This is a genomic window from Cyclobacterium jeungdonense (assembly GCF_010994275.1).
In the GTDB taxonomy this organism is placed as follows: Bacteria; Bacteroidota; Bacteroidia; order Cytophagales; family Cyclobacteriaceae; genus Cyclobacterium; species Cyclobacterium jeungdonense.
Map to the genome: position 1 here is coordinate 14,000 of NZ_WMCD01000009.1, position 21,381 is coordinate 35,380.

A 21,381-nucleotide genomic window follows, 5' to 3' on the forward strand; every position below is an offset into this window, starting at 1 on the left:
CTCAGGATAGCATTTGTTCCACTACTTCTTCTCCGGAATTAATGGCTCCTTCCATAAAACCTTGCCATTCTGCCAAATGCTCTCCGGCAAAATAAACTGACCGGAAAGGTTTTTTTAATTCAGGCATGAGGTCAAACCACTGCCCGAGCCCGTATTGGGCATAGGCGCCATAAGAATAGGCATCTTTACCCCAGTAATAGCTGGTTTCTCCTGATACCATCGAACTTAGGTCTCCGAAGGCAGGTCGTAATGAATCCAAAATCAACCGCATCCGTGCTTCTTTTGGCTGTGAATTCAGTACCTCTGCTTTGTCTCCTACTGCATAGGCTATCAAAACTCCCTTTTTCCCTGGTTGGTCCTTGGTGCCGTGATAGAAATAATGGCCAACACCATCAGTAATACAATCAAAATTTTCTCTTCCCCAGAAACGTTCGGAAAAAACTATCGGGAATTTGCCGATCCGGGCATATTGAAGTGCGTGTAAAGCCTCGGACATACCAGCAGGCAATCCGGGTTGCCAGTTTATTTTTAATACCATATAGGTGGGAGCCGTGCAGATAAGTCGGTCCGCCTGGTATACCTCCCCATTCGAACAGGTAAGGGTTACGCCCTCTTTTGATTGATCCACACGGGTTACCTTTTTCCCGAGTAGAATTGCTTCATCACCAATTGCCACTGCCATTTTTTTTGCCAGCTGGTCATTTCCACCTATTATTTTCAAGTCCATTTCATTTTTTTCGCTGCTTTCAGCGTATTCCGCCAAGGCACAATAGCTTGATACTTTTCGGATTGATTCTCCAAAATCCGTACTATCCAGAAGCTCCCGGATATCAATATCCCTATCAGTAAATCCCTTTCTGGATAAGAATCGCCACCAATCCATTCGATCCATTTTTTCCTTTTCCTTCGAGGAAAGGCGGTCCCAATACGATTGTTTATTCTGCCAGAATGTTTCCAACTCAGGCGAGAGGCTCCATCCCCCTGCTTTTGTATGCTCCCCCCTGTAAATCAAATCCGTTTCAAACCGGTTGTCAAATAGTTCCAGGTTAAACTCGTTACAAAGCTCGAGCACTCTTTCATGAGACGCCCCCACCCATTCAGCACCGAGTTCAATAGTCTGGGATTCTCCGTTAATGGGTTGATGAGAAAATACCCTTCCTCCGACCCGGTTTCTAGCTTCCAGAATGGTTACTTTTATACCCTCTTTCTTGAGTTTATAAGCGGCAGCAAGCCCGGAAAATCCGGCTCCTATTATCAATACATGTTGGGGTTTTTTGCCTGGTAAAAGGGTTGGGTATGCCTTAGCGGGCAGGGCCAAGGCACCCCCTAACAAAGCAGTGGTTTGCAGAAAATCTCTTCTTTTCATCTGTTTATAATTTTCTTTTATTGGTCAGATAGCCTGTCCCGATCCTGAATCGGGAGAATCTCGCATGATTGATAACCATCCCACTGTGTGACGTTCCCGTCGTGCTCGATTTCATGGAATTAATGGTTTCCATGAATATATAAAAAAGAAAGGAATTTATTTGTTAGGAATACGGGTTAAAAGCAGTAAAATTTTATTGATCCTTAGATAGCAGTATATTCTTTGAAAAATCTACCTTTTCCAGAATATACCGGGCAATTTTATCTCCCTGGTTGACGCCTTCCTCAATGGCATCCCTAAAATGAATACCTCCATATAACCTTGAAATAGCAGCTTCATCAGAAGCTTGCAAAAAGGAATCAAAGCTGCGTTCAGGCAAGCCAAAAAAGACTTCCGATGTATCGATAAATTGGAAATTATCCCCAAAAAAAGAAGTTAGGATCACGGCACTTGTTCTTGAAATTACGCTATGACCGCTGGTGTATTCTGGAAAGGGTGGGGTCTGAAGTAGCGGTCTCCAGGATTCGTCGATGTTTTCGTTGATGGCCGTGATTGGTCGAATTCGGTCACTCCTGTACTTTTCATCCCAACAGCTGATAAAAGCATCGTGAAGGCTCATGGCTACCAGACAGTGAATGTAAATGCTGCTTTTCAAATCCAGTGCAGCTTTCTGACAGGCTATACCGGTAATGCCCATCCAATGCCCACCAGGGGAGATTTTTTTTAGTCCGATGGCCATGTGGCCACTGTAGGTGACATTAAACGGGTTGCAGTCCCAAAAATTAGCTATTAGTTTTTGTTCGATAGTTAGCTGCTGGGTTACCTCATACACTTCCCGAAGTTGCTGGTAAAAAGAACTGCCTTTTTGTAAGTCGTATGGGGCAGGTGGTGTGGGAGCAAAACTTGCAGCATCGGGAATAAAAAATGGACGGATGGTTTTCCATTCCGGATCTATTGCGGCGAGGTAGGCGGGGGGAGTAGGGTACCATCCACCTTCTTCTGCAGAGGGACTGTAGCGTTTTCGGGTACTGAGAAAGCGGTAGCCGTCTTCCCTGGCATAACCCAATACCCACTCTGCGACACTTTCGGCATAGGGGATGAGTTCTGAAAGCTCCCTTTTCTTTACATACTTATTTTTGACAAACTGTTTTACCAGTTTCTCCTGAGCGGCCTCTAAAAGCTTGCCCGAAGGCATGATGTTTTTGCCCACTTCCAACATGGCATAAATGGCGGGAAAGGCGGGGTCGAAAGTTGCCTTACTTTCGGGAGGAAGGGGTATCGATGCTACATAAGATGCTTCCAGATGACGAAGAAGCGGATCTTCGTTTCTGTCCTGACCTTTTTGGAATACCAGATGGGCCGCAAGTAACGAATAACTGTAAAAACGGGCTGCACCGGGGGGGCTTGCGACATCCGTTACCATCACCTCCGTAATGGAAAACAGGTGGTCTATCATCCAATCTAATTCCTGTTGTTGCTGTGGGGAGTGCTGATTTCCCGCAAAGGCTGCCAGTTTTGGGTGAGACCCCAATATCAGAATCAGAAAAACAACGTGTATTTTTTTAGTCATGACCGAATACTTGCCTGAAAACCAAAGGTATTTAAATAAAATGTAATCCTCAACACCTTATTTAAATCAAAAAGAGTTGTTTCCTTTTCCAGAAGTTAATATTCCGAAAAAGGTTAGGCCAAAGAAGTACTTTTATCGACGGTATTTTCGCTGCTAACAAGAAATTGATTTTCTTCTACCAAAGAAATGGCACCCAAGATGGCAGAGTCTTCCAGTTGGGACACGTAGATCTTCAGGTTTTCGGAAATGGGTTTGTAGGGAAATTGTCCGATGGTCTCCTGCAGCCCTTTTCGGAAAAAGGGGTAGGCTTTTCGTATGGAACCGCCAATAACAATTGCTTCAGGGGCATAAGCCAGAAGAAGCCTGTATATCAGTTGGCCGAGGTGACTGCCATATTCTTTAAAAATATCAAGAGCCTCTTGATCTCCCTGCTCCGCTTTCACAGAAAGCTTTTTTGCACTTTGTTTGTATTCTCTTTTAAAAAATTTACTACTACAGTAATCTTCAAAGGTCTGGTCGAGATAGGGAACCGCGCCCCATTCTCCTGCACCACAAAGCCTTCCGGTATATAGATGGCCGTTGGCAATGATTCCGGTACCGATGCCTGTGCCCAGTGTGATACCGACTACATGCCGGTGCTCATGAGCCGGCCCAAATTTGTATTCTCCCAGGGCAAAGCAGTTGGCATCGTTATTTATTGCCACCGGTACGTTGAATTTTTTTTCCAGGTAAGCCTTTAAATTAACTTTTTGAAATGATGGAATGTTGGCAAGATTGTAAACCACACCCTCCCCCGGGTCTACCAGGCCAGGGATTCCTATCCCTATAGATTTGAAGCCAAAAGAAGTATAACTTTCGATTTGTGAGGAAATCGCATCTAAAATATCTTCCTGAGGTAAACTGGCAGGAGTACGGCTTTCTTTTCTCTCTAAAACTTTCCCATCCCGGATCATCCCTGAGCTGATCTTTGTACCTCCGATATCCAATCCAAGAACCAAATTGCTTGCTTTCATTTTCTGAATGATTTTCGGGCATCGCCCGATTTTAGTTAATTGTGAAGCCGGAGTTTCCGGCAGTTTATCTGAATTGACCTAATCCTGAAACAACCGGTTTGATCAAAAAAGGGAAACCATCCACAGGTTTTCATCCTAACCTGCGGATGGTTAGTTTTTTTACAAAATGCTTACAACATTCCTTCAGTGGATTTTTCCAGTTCCCTTGCCTCCATCAAAAATGATTCAACGTCCATCTCCCTGAAAAATATCAGACCGTGACTGGAGCGAACCTTTGCTGTTTGGTGTTGGTAGAAATAATTTTTACCCAGCAGTAATTGTACATCACTCAATTGGTTTACCCAGGTCCTTCTTGCTAAAGTACTAAACTTCCCGTTGTGCGCATAACTTGGAAAAGAAGCATTTACCTGACTTAAATAACAATTGGCAAATGAATCCTCCATAACGGACATATCTCCTAACGAAACAGGCACGATCACATTTGATTCAGCGGCATCAAATTTAAACCATACATTTCGGTATCCAACAATTTTGAAATTTGTTAAATCCTCTTCAAGACTCCATTGCCTGACAGCCTCTGCCGTTGCCTGCAATACTTTATAATGCGTATCGGGTCCGCTTCCTTCCGGGTCAAGGGTAAGGCTTAGTTTCGTGGGTTTAATCTCCCGCAACATGTTCAGTATAGGCTCCACGTCTCGTTTCTTATCCGGCTGCTCGGTAAAGATATCTCCGGTATAAAAGCCAAGCCTCAGATGGTGTACATTTTTCACCTGTACCCCAAAGTGAGCCCACACCAACTCTTCCTCAAACTCCCTGATCATCCCTTTTAAAGTCTGGATGTTTTTGGGGTTCTTTTCCCCGTCATAGGAATTTTTAAGAACCGAGATGATCTCATTGATCTGATCGCGCAGCTGCATGGTGGTCTTGATTCCAAAGGTGAAAACAATGGCGCGTACAACCCGGTGACACAATCCTCGCAACCGCTCTTCGGCATTTTCCGAGGCTACGTTGGTCAGGTAATGGTAGACATCCTTGTCCATTTTAAGCTTGTATCCTGATTCGTAGAAGTCATCAAATTTCACCATTTGGATACGTCCCTCATCCAGAAATTTCTTGGCGCTTTTCAAAGTCTCGATGACAAATGAATTGGTTACCGCAGTAAATCCGGACGTTAAAACCGCAAAATGGGCTTGATTGCTATTTTCGTGGAGTTGTTTGGTGATTTGAGGTAGTATTCCCAGCGAAATATCATCGTGGTGTGGACCCGTGTGGAGAAAAACTTCATTTTTCTCTTCTTCCATACCTTTGTCAATCTTTGCACTGATACTTTTAATTACCTCTTTTACCGTGTTTTCATTCAGGTCAGGGATTTGACTGGTATATTTATCATTTTTCAGGTCCTCCAGGGTAATTCTATGCCCGTATTTTTGTAGTTTTTTACAAAGGTCCAGAACCGCCCTTTCTGTTTTGGTGGAATTCCAGTTTCCCGTAAAATAATACTGGTCGATACTGTCTGTCAGCTTAGAAGCGGCTCCTTTGGTCATGTAAAACCTACCGTTCTTAAGTTTTTGCAGGACAGTTGCCGGATAAACGTTGGTCATGGATTTTTCGAGGGAATGCTTCACAATGGGAGCTTTAGCTTCTCCCGCAGCAATGATAATGGCCACCGCCTCCGGGTTGTGAACAATCGTGTCCAGACCAATGGTAATCACCAACCTATTGGCAGATATTTCGATTCCGCCCAAGTCGCCGGCTGCTACTGCCTGGGTTTCAAAGTTGGTCTCGGTAAGCCTCGTAGTAGAAAATATATCCGATCCCCTGGTGTTGAAGGCAATGTGACCGTCGGGACCTATCCCACCAACAAAAAAACCAATACCACCCTTTTCCCGGATTTTGGCCTCGTATTCACCGCACCACTGGTCGATTAGGTAAATGGATTCTTGCTGTAATTTTTCCAACGGCGTGGTATATTCCCTAAACCGCAGGGATAAATCTACTTTGGAGTCAGGGAAGATTTCCCTGTAGGATTTCCCCTCTGCCAAAGGAATTTCATCGGAGTTGATAAGCAGGGCTTTTTTAGGATCCAGACCAAATCCTTCGATGTAGAACTTTTTTACGTAGTGGTAGAAACTGTTTTTTTGTTGGGAGGAAATAGGGTAGAACTCATCAATTTGTACAAATTGCAAGTCCTTTAATACCGGTTTTTTGCACTCCTTCAACCCGTATTTTTCCCGAATGTCCAAGCCTTTTTTCTTGTCCCAATTTTCCAGTAAAAACTGGGTCCATTTGATAAAATACTCCGGGGTCTTACCGGTCGGCAAACTGATCACCCCTTCCGGATTGGTAGAAACCCATTCTAAAAACCTACAGGCAGTAAGTAATCCCAATTTTGGGAAATTATCGACGGTGAGGTAAGGGATTTTGGTAGTGATCGTTTCTGTTTCAGAATCCTTAAAAAAAGCCTCTTCAGTCTTTGAAAGTGGGTAATTTGCTAACATATGCTTTTATCTTTATTGTTGTTTATCTAATGAGAATTAATGGTGTCTTCAAATATATGCTCGTTGACGATGGCAATGGCTCCACGAAGTCCAACTTCCTTACCCAGCCGGGAAAGCTCAATGGACGTCTTTTCTCTTAATTTGGCCATACTGTAAATATTTAAGGCCTGTTGGATAGGCGTGGTGATGTACTGATTGGCGTCTGCAATGGCCCCACCTAAGATAATGAGTTCGGGGTTGATTAACTGAATGAGAATAGCAATTCCCCGACCCAAATCAAGACCGACATCGGATAAAATACTAATGGCACGCTGGTCACCAGCCATGGCCGCTTCCACCACAATGGATGGTTCGAGATTATCTTCCTTTCCTTCAGACATTCTGGCAAGTATGGAGTCCTTATCCAATGCTATTGCTTCCCTGGCCAGCCGCACTACTGCTCCTCCGGAAGCGACCGACTCCAAACACCCCCTTTTGCCACAACTACAGCTAATTTCTTTGGAATCAAATAATGGAGAGTGACTGAATTCTCCGGCAAAGCCGGAATATCCCCGGTACAGTTTCTCATCAATAATGATTCCAAGACCAATACCCCAATCCACAAATATTCCCAATACATTTTTATGGGTGTTTTTATTACCAAATTTAAACTCAGCAAGGGTTTTGGCCCGGGCATCATTTTCAATAAAGACCTTTCGCTCAAATTTTGCTTCCAATTGCTCTTTCAGGGTTTTTTTGCCTGATTTTAGGTAAGTATGGTTTATCCCCGCCACACTGTCCACCAAACCGGGCATGCTAATACCTACAGCAATGACTTTTTCATCTGGAATACCGGAAGACTGAATCACGTCCATGGCAAATTGATGGATGCTGTCAAGGGTAGCTCCTTCGTTGTTCAAGGGAAGTTTTACGGTCTTTATCTTCGTGACCTTCTCATTTTTGGTGTTGTATATTGCTGCTTTTGCGCCATATCGACTTAAATCCATGCCCAAAATATAAAATGAGTCGGGTGCCAGTCCGTATAAATCCGGCTTTCTCCCTCCCTGAGACTGTCCGCGCCCCTCTTTAATTACAATATTTTCTTCCAGCAAATCCGTCAGCAAAAGGTTTACGGTAGGTAGACTAATCCCTACCAGCTGGCAAATATTGCTGGCCGTGTTGTTTCCCAGAGTGTACAGTTCTTTTACTATTCTCAGTTTATTGATGTAGTTTTTTATCTCTACTACCCCCTCTTTTTTTTCCAGTACTATGTTTGGGTCTATTAAATTCATTGTATTAATTTTAATGCAAGTTAATAAAAAATTTTATTTAATAGGTAAAACTTAACTCAAAAAATATTCAGCTTTTAAGAGCTAATTGCAAGGGTAATGAACCGAATGTATTTTGTACAGAAACTCGGCAAACCTACACTTAAAGGACATATTTCACCTACATAAAACTTAAGTTATTTATAAAAATATATAAAGCCAAGCTATTTTTTGAAAATATTTTATCATGTTTGTTCTGAACTTTAACCATATTACTTCAACTCACCGAAAATATCATGGAAGGAAGAAGAAAATTTATTAAACTTTCGGTATTGTCCACCATTGCCGGACTGCCCCTGACAGGATTTCCTAAAAGCCCTTTAGTCAGTTCAACTGAATATACCGCCGCACAATTCAAACCTCAGATTTTATCTACCTGGAATCACGGGATGGCAGCAAATGACAAAGCCTGGGAAGTTCTTGGAAGTGGAGGCACCATCCTGGATGCAGTCGAGCAAGGGGTAATGGTCACAGAGAATGACCTGAGAAATTTATCCGTAGGGCTACAAGGCTTACCGGATCGTGAAGGTATTGTGACCCTGGACGCTTCAATCATGAAAGGAGACGGTTCTTGTGGAGCTGTGGCTTTTGTGAGGCAGGTAAAACACCCGATTTCTCTTGCCAGAAAAGTAATGGAAAAAACACCTCATGTTATGATTGTGGGAGAAGGGGCCAGACAGTTTGCCCTATCAGAAGGGGTGCCAATGGAGGAGGAAAAGCTGAGCCCAAATGCGAAGGAGGCCTATAACCGTTGGAAAGAAGAGGCCAATTACCAGCCTATTATCAATATTGAAAATCACGATACCATTGGCATGATAGGGCTGGATAAAGATGGTTCCATGGCAGGATCCTGTACCACTAGTGGCTTGGCCTATAAAATGCACGGAAGAGTTGGCGATAGTCCGATCATTGGGGCAGGCTTGTTTGTAGATGATACCGTAGGAGCGGCTACGGCCACCGGGTTGGGCGAGGAAGTCATCCGTATCTGTGGCGCGTTTTTGATTGTGGAATTGATGCGGCAGGGTAGAACTCCTCAGGAAGCCTGTGAAGAGGCAGTCAAAAGGGCAGTGGCCAAGAGCAAGGATTTGGATAATACTCAAATTGGCTTTTTGGCCATGAATAAGGAAGGAAGTTTTGGCGCCCATGCCATTCGCCCCGGATTCAATTTTGCACAGCACCATCAAAACGGCAGCGAGTTAGTAGATTCCGGAAGCTGGTTTAAATAAAGTGGTATGACTGGCAAAAGAATTCTTTTTGAGGCCCCTGTTTACACCCATGAAGCAGCAATTTTAGCTGCTGCCAACGGGGTGGATCGTCTGGAATTGTGCGCTGATTTCGGAGAAGGGGGGACCACGCCAAGTGCAGGCTTGCTGAAAGTGATCAAAAGGCAGGTTCCGGTTCCGGTTTTTGTAATGATACGACCAAGGGGAGGGGATTTTATGTATTCTCCCGGCGAGCTGGAAGCCATGCTGGCGGATATAAAAATTCTAGGAGACGTTGGTGCGGACGGGTTTGTTTTTGGCGCCCTTCATTCGACCGGAAAAGTCGATGTTGATGCCTGCAAAAGGCTGCTTGAAGCAGCCCAGGATAAGCCGTGCACCTTTCATCGTGCATTTGATAAGGTGCCGGATCAATTTACTGCCTTGGAATCAATTGTGAGCCTTGGATTTAAGCGGATCCTTACCTCGGGTGGTAAAAACAGGGTCTCTGAAGGTTTGTCAGTGTTAACGGAACTATTGACACGAGCAGCCAATCGGGTTACCGTTCTTCCCGGTGGCGGATTGACTGCCGAAGACCTGGTTCATTTAAATCAAAGTGGGTTTCTTCGGGAAGTACACAGTTCCTGTAAGTATTTCAGACCTTCAGAGGGGAGCCAACAAAAAAGTGAGGTTCGGCTTTCCCTGCTTGATCAAACAGAAGGAAAGGTATTGACGGTAGATCCGGCGCTGGTTCAATCTTTCCGAAACACATTGGATGATCTGAGGTGAATTTTTTCTTCTTTTTGATTTGGGAGTAGGTAACAGAAATCAGATGCCTGGTATCCTAAGGGTCTTGGCAAGGCCTTCTTCTGATAAATGAGATTTCCCTGTGCCCATCCCCCTGTTCTCGATTTATACAAGGTTGGCCGAGAAGACCTGCCTGGCGGGAATAAAAGGTTCTGTAGGGATAAATAGGAGGTGATTTTTACTGGAAATCCCTGTCTACCTAACAAATTTTGTGTTAGATCTCAGAAGTTAATTATCCTCAAAATTTGTGAAAGTGATGATATATGGGTATATTATTTGTTCAATAAACCCTATAACGATATGGTAAAAAGTTTCCAGGGGGTTAGGGAAGCCCCCATTAAACCAAGTAATCAGCCCATTTTGGTAAGCGACTTCATGTCCACCAATCTGGTCACATTCCATCCCGAAGATACCATTGACCATGTGATCAGAGTGCTGACAAGAAAGCGGATTTCAGGTGCACCCGTAGTAGATGAGACCGGTAAACTGGTAGGGATCATTTCGGAAGGAGATTGCCTGAAGGAGATTATAAAAGGTCAGTATACCAATACACCTAGATTTCCTGCTGCAGTAGAAGAACACATGACCAGGGACGTTATCACCATGCCTCCGGATATTACTATATTCGATGCTGCTGACCGGTTTTTGACCTTAAGGATCCGACGGTTTCCCGTGGTTAAAGATGGAAATCTGGTTGGGCAGATAAGTGTCAGCGATGTTGTTCGGGCCATGCCAAAATTGAAGGCTTCCACCTGGTAGTTCATTTCATTACTTATCCGGAGAACCCAACTAGATATAGCCAGCTAATTTATATGCGATAAGACCTACCCATTCTTTAACAAGCTTATGCCAAATAAAAATAGATTGGACACTGGGTTGAATAACGGATTGTAAGGTAAAGTGCAGCTCCGATGCGTAAAAGTCTACCGGGAAAGTGTCTGGATAAAGGCCTGTTTTTTGAAAACAGGCCTTTGCGCGCTTCATATGGAAGGCGGAAGTGATCAATAAAAACCTTTCAGACTCCTTAGATAAGAACCCATTTTTTTCCAGGACTTGCTGGGTAAAAACAGCGTTTTCCCTCGTGTTGACAGCCTTTGTTTCTAAAATAAGATCGGATTTTTTCACCCCTGCCCATACCAAAAATTCGGCCAGGGATTCTGCCTCACTTTTTGGGTGTATGGGATCAAACCCCAGGCCCCCTGAAATCAGGATCTTTTTTAATTTCCCCATTTTATATAATTGAAGAGCTTGGGTAACCCGGTCTGCCCCTTTATTGAAATAGGTTCTGTCTTTGGGTAGTTTATCGATGTTCGTAATCCCGGTAAGCACAATTCCTACCTCATAGACGGGCAATTCCGCAAGTTCCCTGGGCTCCGGCTCCCAGGCGTGCATCAGTCGATTGGAAATATAACCGTTGGAAAAAAACAAAAACAATAGCAGGGCCCCGAGAATAAGACGTTTTCCTAATTTTCTGTGAATTAATAGGTACCCGATCACCAACATCCCCAAGCAAATTGTAAAGGGCATAATAAGGAAACTAAATAGCTGGGAAAAATAAAAAAACATAGTCGGAAAGATTTAAATCGCAATAGACATCAAACAAAGCAGTACGCGACAAAAATATCCAAAAAATAACTTCCCCAAGCTTTTTTTCTTTTTAACTTCAACTTCTCATTTGACTGCATTCGAATCTTGTAGCTTTACCTGCGTAATCTTCTTTTTTATGGCATCACCAACCCCTTTTCACATTTATAAATCCTCTGCAGGATCTGGAAAGACGTATACGCTGACAACTGCTTACCTCAAATTAGCACTGGAAAATCCATTGGCTTTCCGTCAGATCCTTGCTGTGACTTTTACCAACAAAGCCACTCAGGAAATGAAGGAGCGGATCATTCAAGAGCTCAAGCGAATAAAAAATAAGGCCGACGAAACCCAGCCCATGGATCGTGACTTGATGGCAAGATGGAATTTGAAACCCTCAGAATTATCCCAACGGGCTGCTATGGCACTGACAGCCATTCTGCATGACTATGGTTCCTTTTCAGTCAGTACCATCGACAGTTTTTTTCAACAAGTAATTCGGGCCTTCGCAAGGGAGATCGACTTGCAAGCCAAGTACGATGTGGAATTGGACCAGGAGGGCATTATGGAACGAATTGTGGACCGGCTACTGATGCGTGTCGTGGAAGAGCCGGATTTACATCGCTGGCTGGTAGCCTTTTCCATGCATAAAATTCAAGAGGGGAGTTCCTGGGACACCAAAAAATTAATCCATGAACTGGGCGGAAAAATATTTCAGGAAGATTTTAAAATGGTACAAAAGGAGGTACGCCATTTCCTGGATGGTTCAGATAACCTGAAAAAGCTAATTTCTCACTTGTACCAGCAAAAACAAGTGGTTGTTCGTCAGGCAGAAGGAATGAAAGCGGAGGCCAATCAGATCCGGATAAATCATGGATTGGAATGGGAGGACTTCCATGGAGGAAGTAAGTCATTTGTCAAAAAATTGGACCAACTTGGGGATCCCGCTTCTCCCATACCAGAACTCACCGATCTCCAGAAAATAAAAGTTAAGAATCCCGAGGAATGGTATACCAAAACGAGTAGAAAGAAATCGGCCATTCAAGCGGCTTACCAGGAAGGGTTGGGAGAACTTTTTTCCAGATTTGAACCCCTATTAAAAACATGGACCACACTAGATGCCATGACAAAAAACCTCTACGTATTTGGTTTATTTGGGTATCTGTTGGAGGAACTGGAAGCCTTGAAGGAAGAGGAAAACATGTTGCTTATTTCAGAGGCAAATGATTTCCTTCGCTCCATTACGGCTGAAAACGAAGCTCCTTTTATTTATGAGAAAGTGGGCAACCGCTTCCGGCATTTTTTGTTGGATGAGTTTCAGGATACCTCGGGCTTTCAATGGGAAAGTTTTCGCCCGCTGCTTCTCAATTCCCTTTCTATGGGAAAGGCTAATTTAGTGGTAGGGGATGTGAAGCAGTCTATCTACCGATGGAGAGGAGGCGAAATGCGCTTGTTAATGGAGCAGGTGGAAAACGATACCGGGCATTTTGGATTGGAAGTAAAAAACCTGGACACCAATTTTAGGAGTTTGCCCCAGGTGGTTTTTTTCAATAATTCATTGTTTTCCAGGCTATCCCGATTACTGGCGGCATCCTTAACTGAGGAGTTGGGTTCAGGTATGGGGGACTTGATTTCCACGGCCTATGCCGAAATCAGTCAGAAAGTTTCTTTAAAACAGGATTCAAAAGGGCAGTCAGGAAAAGTCCGTCTGGAATTTTTGGAACCTGAGAAGCCCCAAAACTTTTCAGACGCCGCATTGGAGGCGCTTCCGGCTATGGTCGATGAATTGATATCAAAAGGATATCGTCAAAAGGATATCGCCATTTTGGTACGAAAAAATGACCAAGCTGCTAACATTGCGGATGCTTTTATGGCTTATGAAATTCCAGGGCAGGAAAAGAAGTATGAGGTTATTTCGGACGAAGCGCTGTTTTTACATAAATCGGCAGTAGTGAGGTGCTTGTTGGCCGCTTTAAAACTGGTAAGTAATCCAAACGATGGTTTATCCGGAAAAAATCTCTGGGTGCAGTGGGCAAGAGCCAAAAACCTGCTATTAGGTCAGGAATTTTTTCTTCAAGGAACCTTGCCAGAGCCGCATTCTGGTTTGGAAAGGACCTTTTTTGAAAATATCCACAAGCTAAAAAAACTTCCGCTTATGGATTTACTGGAAGCCCTCGTGGAGCTTTTGGGGTTTAACGGAGAACTGGACGAACGGGCATATTTATCGGGATTAAAGGAAGCTGTATATGATTTTGTAGGTAAAAACAGGGCTGATTTAGGCAGTTTTCTGGAATGGTGGGAGCAACAGGGGCATAAACGCACCGTAAAGCTTCCAGATACGCATGATGCCATCCGAATCTTGACAATTCATAAGTCCAAAGGCCTGCAGTTTAAAGTAGTCTTATTGCCTTTTTTGGATTGGAAGATCTTCGATACTGCGAAAGATCCTATCGTATGGGCTCCTTACAGCTGGGACGAGGCGTTACCCCCGGTGATCATGCCGCTCACGATTAGGCAGAATTTATTAAATTCTGCCTTTGCACCGGCTTATAGGGAAGAATGCCTGCTGAGCCACTTGGATACACTTAATATGCTTTATGTTGCCTTCACGCGGGCAGAGGAAGTTATCTGGGGCCTGGTGCCCCACAAGGAATCCAAAAAAAGGAATGGTATCGGAAAGGTCGACGACCTGTTGTTTCTTGCCCTGAACCAACGGGGTACTGAGGGAGAATTGGATTTGGAAGCCTACTTTGATTCCGAAACGCTTACCCTTGATTTGGGAAACTGGCCATCGTCGGATCCCGGAGTCAAACCAGCCACTGACCGGCCGGAGATCATGGCCTGGAAATACCGCCCCTGGAGAGACAGCCTGCAGGTTAGGCAGGTGTTTGGAGATTTTGACGAGACAGGGATGATTGCCAAACGCGACTTTGGCCGAATGGTCCATACGCTCATTGAAAAGGCCAGTACCAGAATGGATTTTAGCCTGGAGTTGGAAGCCTTGTATTTTGATGGGGCCATCAATAAGCATGAAATGGTTCTACTCGAACAGCAATTTGCAACCCTGTGCGAGGTACCGGAATTCAACAGCTGGTTTGATGACCGCTATGAGATTTTAACAGAACAAGGTATTTTAATGCCAGGAGGAGGAAGTAAAAGACCTGATCGACTTGTATTCAAAAAAGGCGCGGTGGAAGTCGTTGACTTCAAAACTGGAAAAGAGAGTCAATCACACAAAGAACAGGTAAAAGGGTATATGGAACTTATTCGGCAGATTGAGAAAGGAAAAGCTGTGACGGGCTTTCTCTGTTACTTAGAAACCGGATCAATAATCAGGATCAGTTAAATGGATAGTTTTTTAAAAGAAACAGCACAGACGCTTTTGCAATCAAAAGGAGACCTAAAGGGAGTAAAAGTGATTTTACCAAACCGACGTGCAGGCCTGTTTTTTATCAAGTACCTGAGTCACCTGGTTGATAGACCCCTTTGGATGCCGGAAGTGATCACTATTGAGGATTTGTTTTACCAATTGGCAGAAAAAAGGCCCGCAGACAAATTAACCTTGATTTACGAATTGTACCGTGTTTTTCAGGCGTTAACCGATAGGCAAGAAAGTTTTGACAGGTTTTTTTTCTGGGGGGAAATGATTCTGAAGGATTTCAATGACCTGGACCAGTTTATGGTAAACCCCGAAAAGTTATTTACCAATCTGAAAGAGCAGAAAGTCCTCGAAAGCGACTGGAGTTTCCTGAGTCCTGAACAGGTGAAATTGATCCGTGAATTCTGGGCTTCGTTTGAAGGAAGAGACCGTGCCCATCAGGAAAAATTTTTAAGATTCTGGGACATGCTTTATCCCCTCTACACGGGATTCAATGCTTCCCTTGAAAGCCTGGGACTGGCCTATGGTGGTAAAATTTACCGCGACGTGGCTACAGACTTGGAAGCCTTAACTCCGATGGAGGAACAATTGGTCTTCGTAGGATTTAATGCCTTTACTACCACGGAAGAAAAATTGATTAAGTATTTGGTGACCCATTTTGGTGCCAAAATTTTTTGGGATTTGGACACCTACTACCTGGATCGGCCGGAGCAGGAGGCGGGACTCTTTTTCAGACAGTACCGAAAGGATCCTATTCTGGGCCCCACTTTTCCGGAACACATTCCCAATCACTTGCAGCAGCACAAAGCAAAAATTAACACCTACAATGTGCCCCTGAAGATCAATCAGGCCAACCTGGTGGCGGGATTACTGGAGCAGGTAAAAGGGGATGAAGACTGGGAAGAAACCGTGGTGATCTTACCAGAAGAACAATTACTATTTCCCTTGCTAAACGTCTTACCTGATAAGATCAATCGGGTCAATGTAACCATGGGCTACCCGGTCAGACAAACACCGGTATATACTTTCCTGGAAGCGGTTTTGGAATTGCAGCGCTATTCGAAAATGGAGGATGGGGAGTTACAGTTTTACCACAAACCGGTCAAGGACCTTCTGAGCAATGTGTTTTTAACCGAAATTGCTCCAGAATTTACGCAGCAGGTTTATGACGATTTGCTGCGAACCAATGCGATCTATTTTCCAGCCAAGGATCTCCGGAAAGGAGGAGAAGTGTTTTCACTTGTTTTTCAGTTGTATACAGCGGAAACCATTATGGAGCAGCTTTTGGAACTGATACGGACATTAGCGGCACCGCTGGAAGAGAAAAGCATGGAGCGAACCTATCTCTATCAGTGTTTCAAACAAATGAACAGGCTAAAAGAGGTCTTTGATAAAGAGATAAAGGAAGAGGTTAGTGTGGGGTTTTTCACGAAGCTTTTCAGGCAGGTTTTTGCGGAGAGCAGGTTGCCATTTCAGGGAGAACCGTTGGAAGGTATTCAGCTGATGGGGGTTTTGGAAACAAGAAACCTTGATTTTAAGCGGGTGATCATCTGCTCCATGAATGAAGGTAGTTTTCCCCCATCCAAATCCATGGATTCACTCGTTCCTTTCAATTTACGTCAGGCTTTTGGTATGCCGGTGCAGGAACAGAACGATGCTATTTATGCCTACACCTTCTACCGATTATTGCACCGTGCAGAAGAGGTGCACCTGATTTATTCTACTGCAGGATCCCAGGGGCAGGTGGGAGAAAAAAGCCGGTACATACATCAGTTGCAGATTGAAATGGAACACAGTGGAATTCAGAAAGAGGATACCCTGGTTCATGTTCCGGTAAATCTCACCAAAGCAAATCCCATTCTGATTCAAAAATCCCCATCCATTTTGCGTGTATTGCAAAGGTACACAGACAGCCCTGGAGATGGCCAGACGGCTACTTCGTTTTCTCCATCTGCTTTAAATATGTATTTGGACTGCCGTCTTAAATTTTTTCTGACCTATATCGCCGCTGTGGAAGTACCGGATGAGGTTCAGGAAGCCGTTGATCCTGCTATTTTTGGAAATTTGGTTCACCAGTCTCTCGAAAACCTGTATACAGGATTCATAGCCAGAAAAGGTAGAAATTGGGTGGAGGCATCGGATATCGAAGGGTTGATGGATTACATCAGTCCTGCGGTGGAAAAGGCCATTCGAACCCAGTATTTTCTGGATGAGGATGCAGGATTGAAATTAACCGGTCAATTGACCATTGCCCGGGACGTGTTACAAAAATACCTGGCGGGCGTATTGGAACAAGACCGCTACACGACTCCATTTGAAATTATATCCCTGGAAGGAAATAAAAAATATTCCACCCAGCTACCCGTCGCCACCCGGTCAGGTGTTAGGGGGGTATCCCTATCGGGCATTATTGACCGGGTAGATCGGGTAGGAGCTACCATCCGGCTCATTGATTACAAATCGGGAAATGACAAGAAGGACTTTAAGGGCATCTCAAGTCTTTTTGACAGGGAGGATAAATCCAGAAACAAGGCAGTGATGCAAACCCTATTTTATGGCTTGCTCTATGAGGCCAGGCATCCGGACAATAAATCGCCCCTGAAACCTGCCTTATATAGCTTGCGGGATATTTTTCAGGAACCGTTCTCACCATACTTGCAGGAGGTGCTGGGGCCAGGGAAAAAGCAAGAAGTACATGATTTTGCGGATTACAGGGATGATTTCGTGGGACAGCTTACCCAACTACTGGAAGAAATAGTTAATCCCGGCCAAAATTTTGACCAAACAGATGATTTGGAGAAATGCAGGCTTTGTCCTTTTTCGGAAATCTGTTCCAGATAGGTGTAGCACTTTAGATTTTTAACGAAATTGATTACCTTTAGCTCTTTGATGTCGAAGATGAAACCAACAATTCATTCTGTTTGGGTAATTGGATTAACTGGGGGATTGGCATTGTTTGTATCGCCGTATCTGGTCCGAAGTTTGCATTGGGTTTCCTTCCAGGAAAGCGCCTGGCAATTCATAAAGCTTTATGGATTTATTTCAAGTTTGGCGCTGATTGCCATTTCATATACCTACAAAAAAATTAATACAAGGAACCGGGGACTGTACGGGGGCATGTCTCATCAGATCTTCAATAAGCTTCCGAATTGTGTTTGGGTGTTTTCCCTGGATAACCAACGGTTGGAAATGTCTAATGAGGCGGCGGATTCCATCTACGCTGTAAAGGACCGATCCGATCCTTTTAGGAGTTTCAAGTCCCAATTTTTCAATACCAGAATCGGGATAAAAGTGCTGGAAGGTGAAAATTGTACGTTCAGAAACATTGTCATGATCGACAAGCTTTACGAGCCCAGGTATGTAGACCTATTTGGTATTCCTTTTATTAACAGGGATAAGGAGAAAATGGTACTGGTAATGGTGCTGGATCATTCGGAAGTTCACCGATCATTAGATAAGATTCGGAAATTATCCGAATCCCTTCAGCAGCAAAATCAGCAACTCAGAGAGTATTCTTTTATGAACTCTCACAAGATAAGGTCACATTTGACCAACATATTGGGATTGATCCAGGTAGGGGAAAAGGAAATTTCAGGTAAAGCCCTCGGGATGTTAAGAGAGGCAGCAGAAAGCCTGGATTCCGAGATTCAAAACATGAACAAATTATTGATGGAAAAGGACCTAAGCACAAAAAAGGCGGAGCAAAAAGAGCAAACAATCGTATTTGTGGATGATGATAAAGTGCAACACATGATCAACAAAAGGATTTTGCTTAAAGTAAACGATAAGCTTAAGCTTGTGTTTTTTGAAAACCCGTACCAGGCCTTGGGTTGGTTGGAAGAAAATACAGCAGATGTGGTCTTGCTGGACATCAATATGCCGGAAATGGACGGTTGGTTTTTTTTGAAGTTAATGGAGGAAAAAGGGATTGAAATTGATGTCAAAATGCTTACCTCATCTCTGGATCCTGATGACCTGCAGAAAAGTAAGTCTTACAAACAGGTAAGTGGTTTTTTAATAAAGCCACTAAAAGATGAAAATATTGCGGAATTTTTGGCCAATTAGACGCATTGGTTGAATTTTGTTGTCAAATTGCAATTCTAAATTAAACCCTCAGAACATGTCGGGAGAGTCCACCAATAAAGACAAAGTAATCAGCAAGCGAATCGATAGGTTTTTTACGGGCCTGGAGAGTGCGTATCTGTTTGTCAAAAGATTTTTCAAAGAAGTTTGGTTTCCCCCTTACGAATTCAAGGAAGTAATCAGGCAATGCTATCAGATAGGCTACAATTCGCTACCGTTGATTTCTTTGACGGGGTTCATTGTTGGAGTGGTATTCACGAACCAATCCAGGCCTTCATTAGCTGAATTTGGAGCTACTTCCTGGCTTCCAGCCTTGATTTCCATCGCCGTAATCCGGGCCATGGGCCCCTTGGTGACGGCCCTGATTGCCGCCGGAAAGGTGGGTTCCAGTATAGGAGCGGAAATCGGATCCATGAAGGTGACCGAGCAAATTGATGCCATGGAAGTTTCTGCAACCAATCCTTTTAAATTTTTGGTGGTATCGCGGGTGCTTGCCAGCACGTTTATGATTCCCATATTGGTGCTCTACACCGATTTTGTGGCTCTTTTAGGAGCGTTTGTTAACGTTCACGCAAACGAGATGACAAGTTTAAGCACGTTTTTTGTGCAGGTATTTGACGCCCTATCATTCCTGGACATCACGTCTTCTCTGGTAAAGTCCGTTGTTTTTGGGTTTACCATTGGTATCGTTGGTTGTTATAAGGGATATAATTCCACAAAAGGGACCGAAGGTGTAGGTAAGGCAGCTAATTCTGCCGTGGTAATGGCCATGTTTTTAATTTTCATAGAGGAGTTACTCTCCTTGCAGGTAACTAATTTCTTTAGACAACAGTAACATGATAGAATCGGTAGTACAGGTAAGAAACCTGGTAAAATCATTCGATGATTTGCATGTGCTCAGAGGAGTAGACCTGGATTTATTCCGGGGTGAAAACCTGGTCGTGTTAGGTAAATCAGGTAGTGGAAAGTCGGTCTTGATTAAAATCATGGTAGGGCTGTTGACTCAGGATGAAGGATCAGTAAAGGTTTTGGGGCAGGAAGTTAAAAACCTGAATTCGAAGGAGCTCAATGAGTTGCGTTTAAAAATCGGTTTTTCGTTTCAGGCAAGTGCCCTCTATGACAGCATGACAGTCAGGGAAAATCTGGAGTTTCCGCTGGTAAGAAATGTAAAGGGCCTGAGCAAACAGGAAAAGGATAAAATGGTGGAGGAGGTATTGGACAGTGTAGGGCTACTTCAAACCATAAATCAAATGCCTTCCCAACTTTCAGGTGGGCAGCGGAAAAGGATCGGGATTGCAAGAACACTCATACTTCAGCCTGAAATCATGTTATATGACGAACCAACTGCAGGTTTGGATCCCATTACCTGTATGGATATCAATAACTTGATTAATCAGGTAAATGAGAAATACAAGACTACCTCCATCATCATCACCCACGATCTCACTTGTGCCAAAGAAACCGGTGATCGCGTGGCCGTTTTATTGGATGGTGCTTTTGGTGCCAGTGGTAAATTTGAAGACGTATTTGAAAATGCGGAGGACTACAGAATTAAATCATTTTATGACTATAATTTCATTAAGCAATGAGAAATGACAATAAAAAATCGGTTACTGTTGGCATTTTTGTGCTGATAGGTATCATCATTTTGGTTACCGGTATACTTACTTTAGGGGCGCAACAAAAAGCCTTTGTGAAAAGCATTCGGGTGTTTGCAGTTTTTGATGACGTGGGAGGGCTTCAAACTGGAAATAACGTTTGGTTTTCGGGGGTTAAAATCGGAACGGTAAAGAAGATCAACTTTTATGGGGATTCCCAGGTCGAAATTGAAATGAATATTGAGGCATCAGCAAAAGATTATATCAAGAAGAATTCCAAAGCAACTATTAGTTCTGATGGCCTCATAGGCAATAAGATCATCGTGATTTATGGAGGCACGGGCCAGGGTCCTTCTGTTGAGGAAGGAGACAGGCTGACGGCGGTGATGCCATTAGACACCGACAATATGATGGAAACATTGCAAGTAAACAACAAAAATCTGGTATCCATAACCGAAGATTTAAAAGTGTTAACAGAGAAAATTGCCAATGGAGAAGGAATAGTAGGAGCCGTACTTACTGATAGCATGTTGGTAAAAGATTTTAAATTGATGATGAGCAACTTGCAGCAAACGGCTGTGAACAGTACCCGAATGACTTCCGAATTGGCAGCGTTTTCCAGAGGTCTTAACCAAAAAGGAGGGCTTATTGACGACTTGGTAAATGATACCATCATTTTTGAAAGTCTGAGGACAACGATTCAAGGGTTGGAAGCTACTGGCGAGGAAGTTAATAGCGCTGCAGAAAGTTTCAAAGAGGTCAGTGAAAACCTGAACCAAACCGATAATGCGGTAGGGATGCTGCTCAACGACGAGGAATTTGCTACCTATCTAAAAAGTACCATGGTGAATTTAGACACGGGCACCGTCCGCCTAAACGAGACCTTGGAAGCCATGCGGTATCACTGGCTGTTTCGGGGAGCGTTCCGAAAACGGGACAAAGCCCAAGATAAAACAGAGTAATTCTATTGAAGTAGT

The 21,381-nt window shown here is 43.7% G+C and carries 15 protein-coding genes; 9 read left to right on the forward strand and 6 right to left on the reverse strand.

The features are described from left to right. Position 1 precedes the first annotated feature (1 nt). The 5 genes from GKS34_RS16765 to GKS34_RS16785 form a co-directional block, all read right to left on the reverse strand. Entirely contained in the window at positions 2-1,366 is a 1,365-nt protein-coding gene (locus tag GKS34_RS16765; RefSeq protein WP_163386137.1) for an NAD(P)/FAD-dependent oxidoreductase, read from the reverse strand. Between the two features lie 193 nt (positions 1,367-1,559). Next, the gene (locus tag GKS34_RS16770) at positions 1,560-2,936 is read right to left on the reverse strand and encodes a vanadium-dependent haloperoxidase (protein WP_163386138.1); all 1,377 of its coding nucleotides are present in this window, start codon (positions 2,934-2,936) and stop codon (positions 1,560-1,562) included. Positions 2,937-3,049: 113 nt separating this feature from the next. Continuing rightward, positions 3,050-3,949: an ROK family protein gene (locus GKS34_RS16775; protein WP_163386139.1), complete on the reverse strand. Its 900-nt coding sequence runs from the start codon at positions 3,947-3,949 to the stop codon at positions 3,050-3,052. A gap of 170 nt (positions 3,950-4,119) precedes the next feature. Beyond that, a complete protein-coding gene (locus GKS34_RS16780) occupies positions 4,120-6,447 on the reverse strand; it encodes a PIG-L family deacetylase (protein ID WP_163386140.1) in 2,328 nt (775 codons plus the stop codon). A 26-nt stretch (positions 6,448-6,473) separates the two neighbouring features. Beyond that, positions 6,474-7,718, reverse strand: a complete 1,245-nt coding sequence (locus GKS34_RS16785; protein ID WP_163386141.1) for an ROK family protein — start codon at positions 7,716-7,718, stop codon at positions 6,474-6,476. Between the two features lie 272 nt (positions 7,719-7,990). Here GKS34_RS16785 and GKS34_RS16790 point away from each other — a divergent pair, with 272 nt between their 5' ends. The 3 genes from GKS34_RS16790 (at position 7,991) to GKS34_RS16800 (ending at position 10,519) form a co-directional block, all read left to right on the forward strand. Then, the gene (locus tag GKS34_RS16790; protein WP_163386142.1) at positions 7,991-8,980 is read left to right on the forward strand and encodes an isoaspartyl peptidase/L-asparaginase family protein; all 990 of its coding nucleotides are present in this window, start codon (positions 7,991-7,993) and stop codon (positions 8,978-8,980) included. Between the two features lie 6 nt (positions 8,981-8,986). Further along, complete coding sequence (locus tag GKS34_RS16795; RefSeq protein ID WP_163386143.1) at positions 8,987-9,742, forward strand: copper homeostasis protein CutC; 756 nt, start codon at positions 8,987-8,989, stop codon at positions 9,740-9,742. Positions 9,743-10,060: 318 nt separating this feature from the next. After that, positions 10,061-10,519 (forward strand): CBS domain-containing protein, encoded by a 459-nt coding sequence (locus tag GKS34_RS16800; RefSeq protein WP_163386144.1) that lies wholly within the window; start codon positions 10,061-10,063, stop codon positions 10,517-10,519. Between the two features lie 30 nt (positions 10,520-10,549). Here GKS34_RS16800 and GKS34_RS16805 read toward each other — a convergent pair whose 3' ends face one another. Further along, positions 10,550-11,287 (reverse strand): YdcF family protein, encoded by a 738-nt coding sequence (locus GKS34_RS16805; RefSeq protein WP_240459339.1) that lies wholly within the window; start codon positions 11,285-11,287, stop codon positions 10,550-10,552. Positions 11,288-11,483: 196 nt separating this feature from the next. On the opposite strand from GKS34_RS16805, the gene GKS34_RS16810 reads away from it, so the two are divergent. The 6 genes from GKS34_RS16810 to GKS34_RS16835 are packed head-to-tail and all read left to right on the forward strand — an operon-like array spanning position 11,484 to position 21,366. Further along, positions 11,484-14,690, forward strand: coding sequence for a UvrD-helicase domain-containing protein (locus GKS34_RS16810; RefSeq protein ID WP_163386146.1), 3,207 nt, complete (start codon positions 11,484-11,486; stop codon positions 14,688-14,690). Further along, positions 14,691-17,564 carry a PD-(D/E)XK nuclease family protein gene (locus GKS34_RS16815; RefSeq protein WP_163386147.1) on the forward strand — a complete coding sequence of 958 codons (2,874 nt, stop codon included), beginning with the start codon at positions 14,691-14,693 and terminating at the stop codon, positions 17,562-17,564. A 57-nt stretch (positions 17,565-17,621) separates the two neighbouring features. Continuing rightward, on the forward strand, positions 17,622-18,788 hold the full coding sequence (locus GKS34_RS23485) for a response regulator (RefSeq protein ID WP_240459340.1): 1,167 nt from the start codon (positions 17,622-17,624) through the stop codon (positions 18,786-18,788). A gap of 55 nt (positions 18,789-18,843) precedes the next feature. Beyond that, positions 18,844-19,641, forward strand: a complete 798-nt coding sequence (locus GKS34_RS16825; protein ID WP_163386148.1) for an MlaE family ABC transporter permease — start codon at positions 18,844-18,846, stop codon at positions 19,639-19,641. A 1-nt stretch (position 19,642) separates the two neighbouring features. Next, a complete protein-coding gene (locus GKS34_RS16830; RefSeq protein WP_163386149.1) occupies positions 19,643-20,395 on the forward strand; it encodes an ABC transporter ATP-binding protein in 753 nt (250 codons plus the stop codon). Then, a complete protein-coding gene (locus GKS34_RS16835; protein WP_163386150.1) occupies positions 20,392-21,366 on the forward strand; it encodes an MlaD family protein in 975 nt (324 codons plus the stop codon). Before GKS34_RS16830 ends, GKS34_RS16835 begins: the two co-directional genes overlap by 4 nt. Positions 21,367-21,381: the final 15 nt, after the last annotated feature.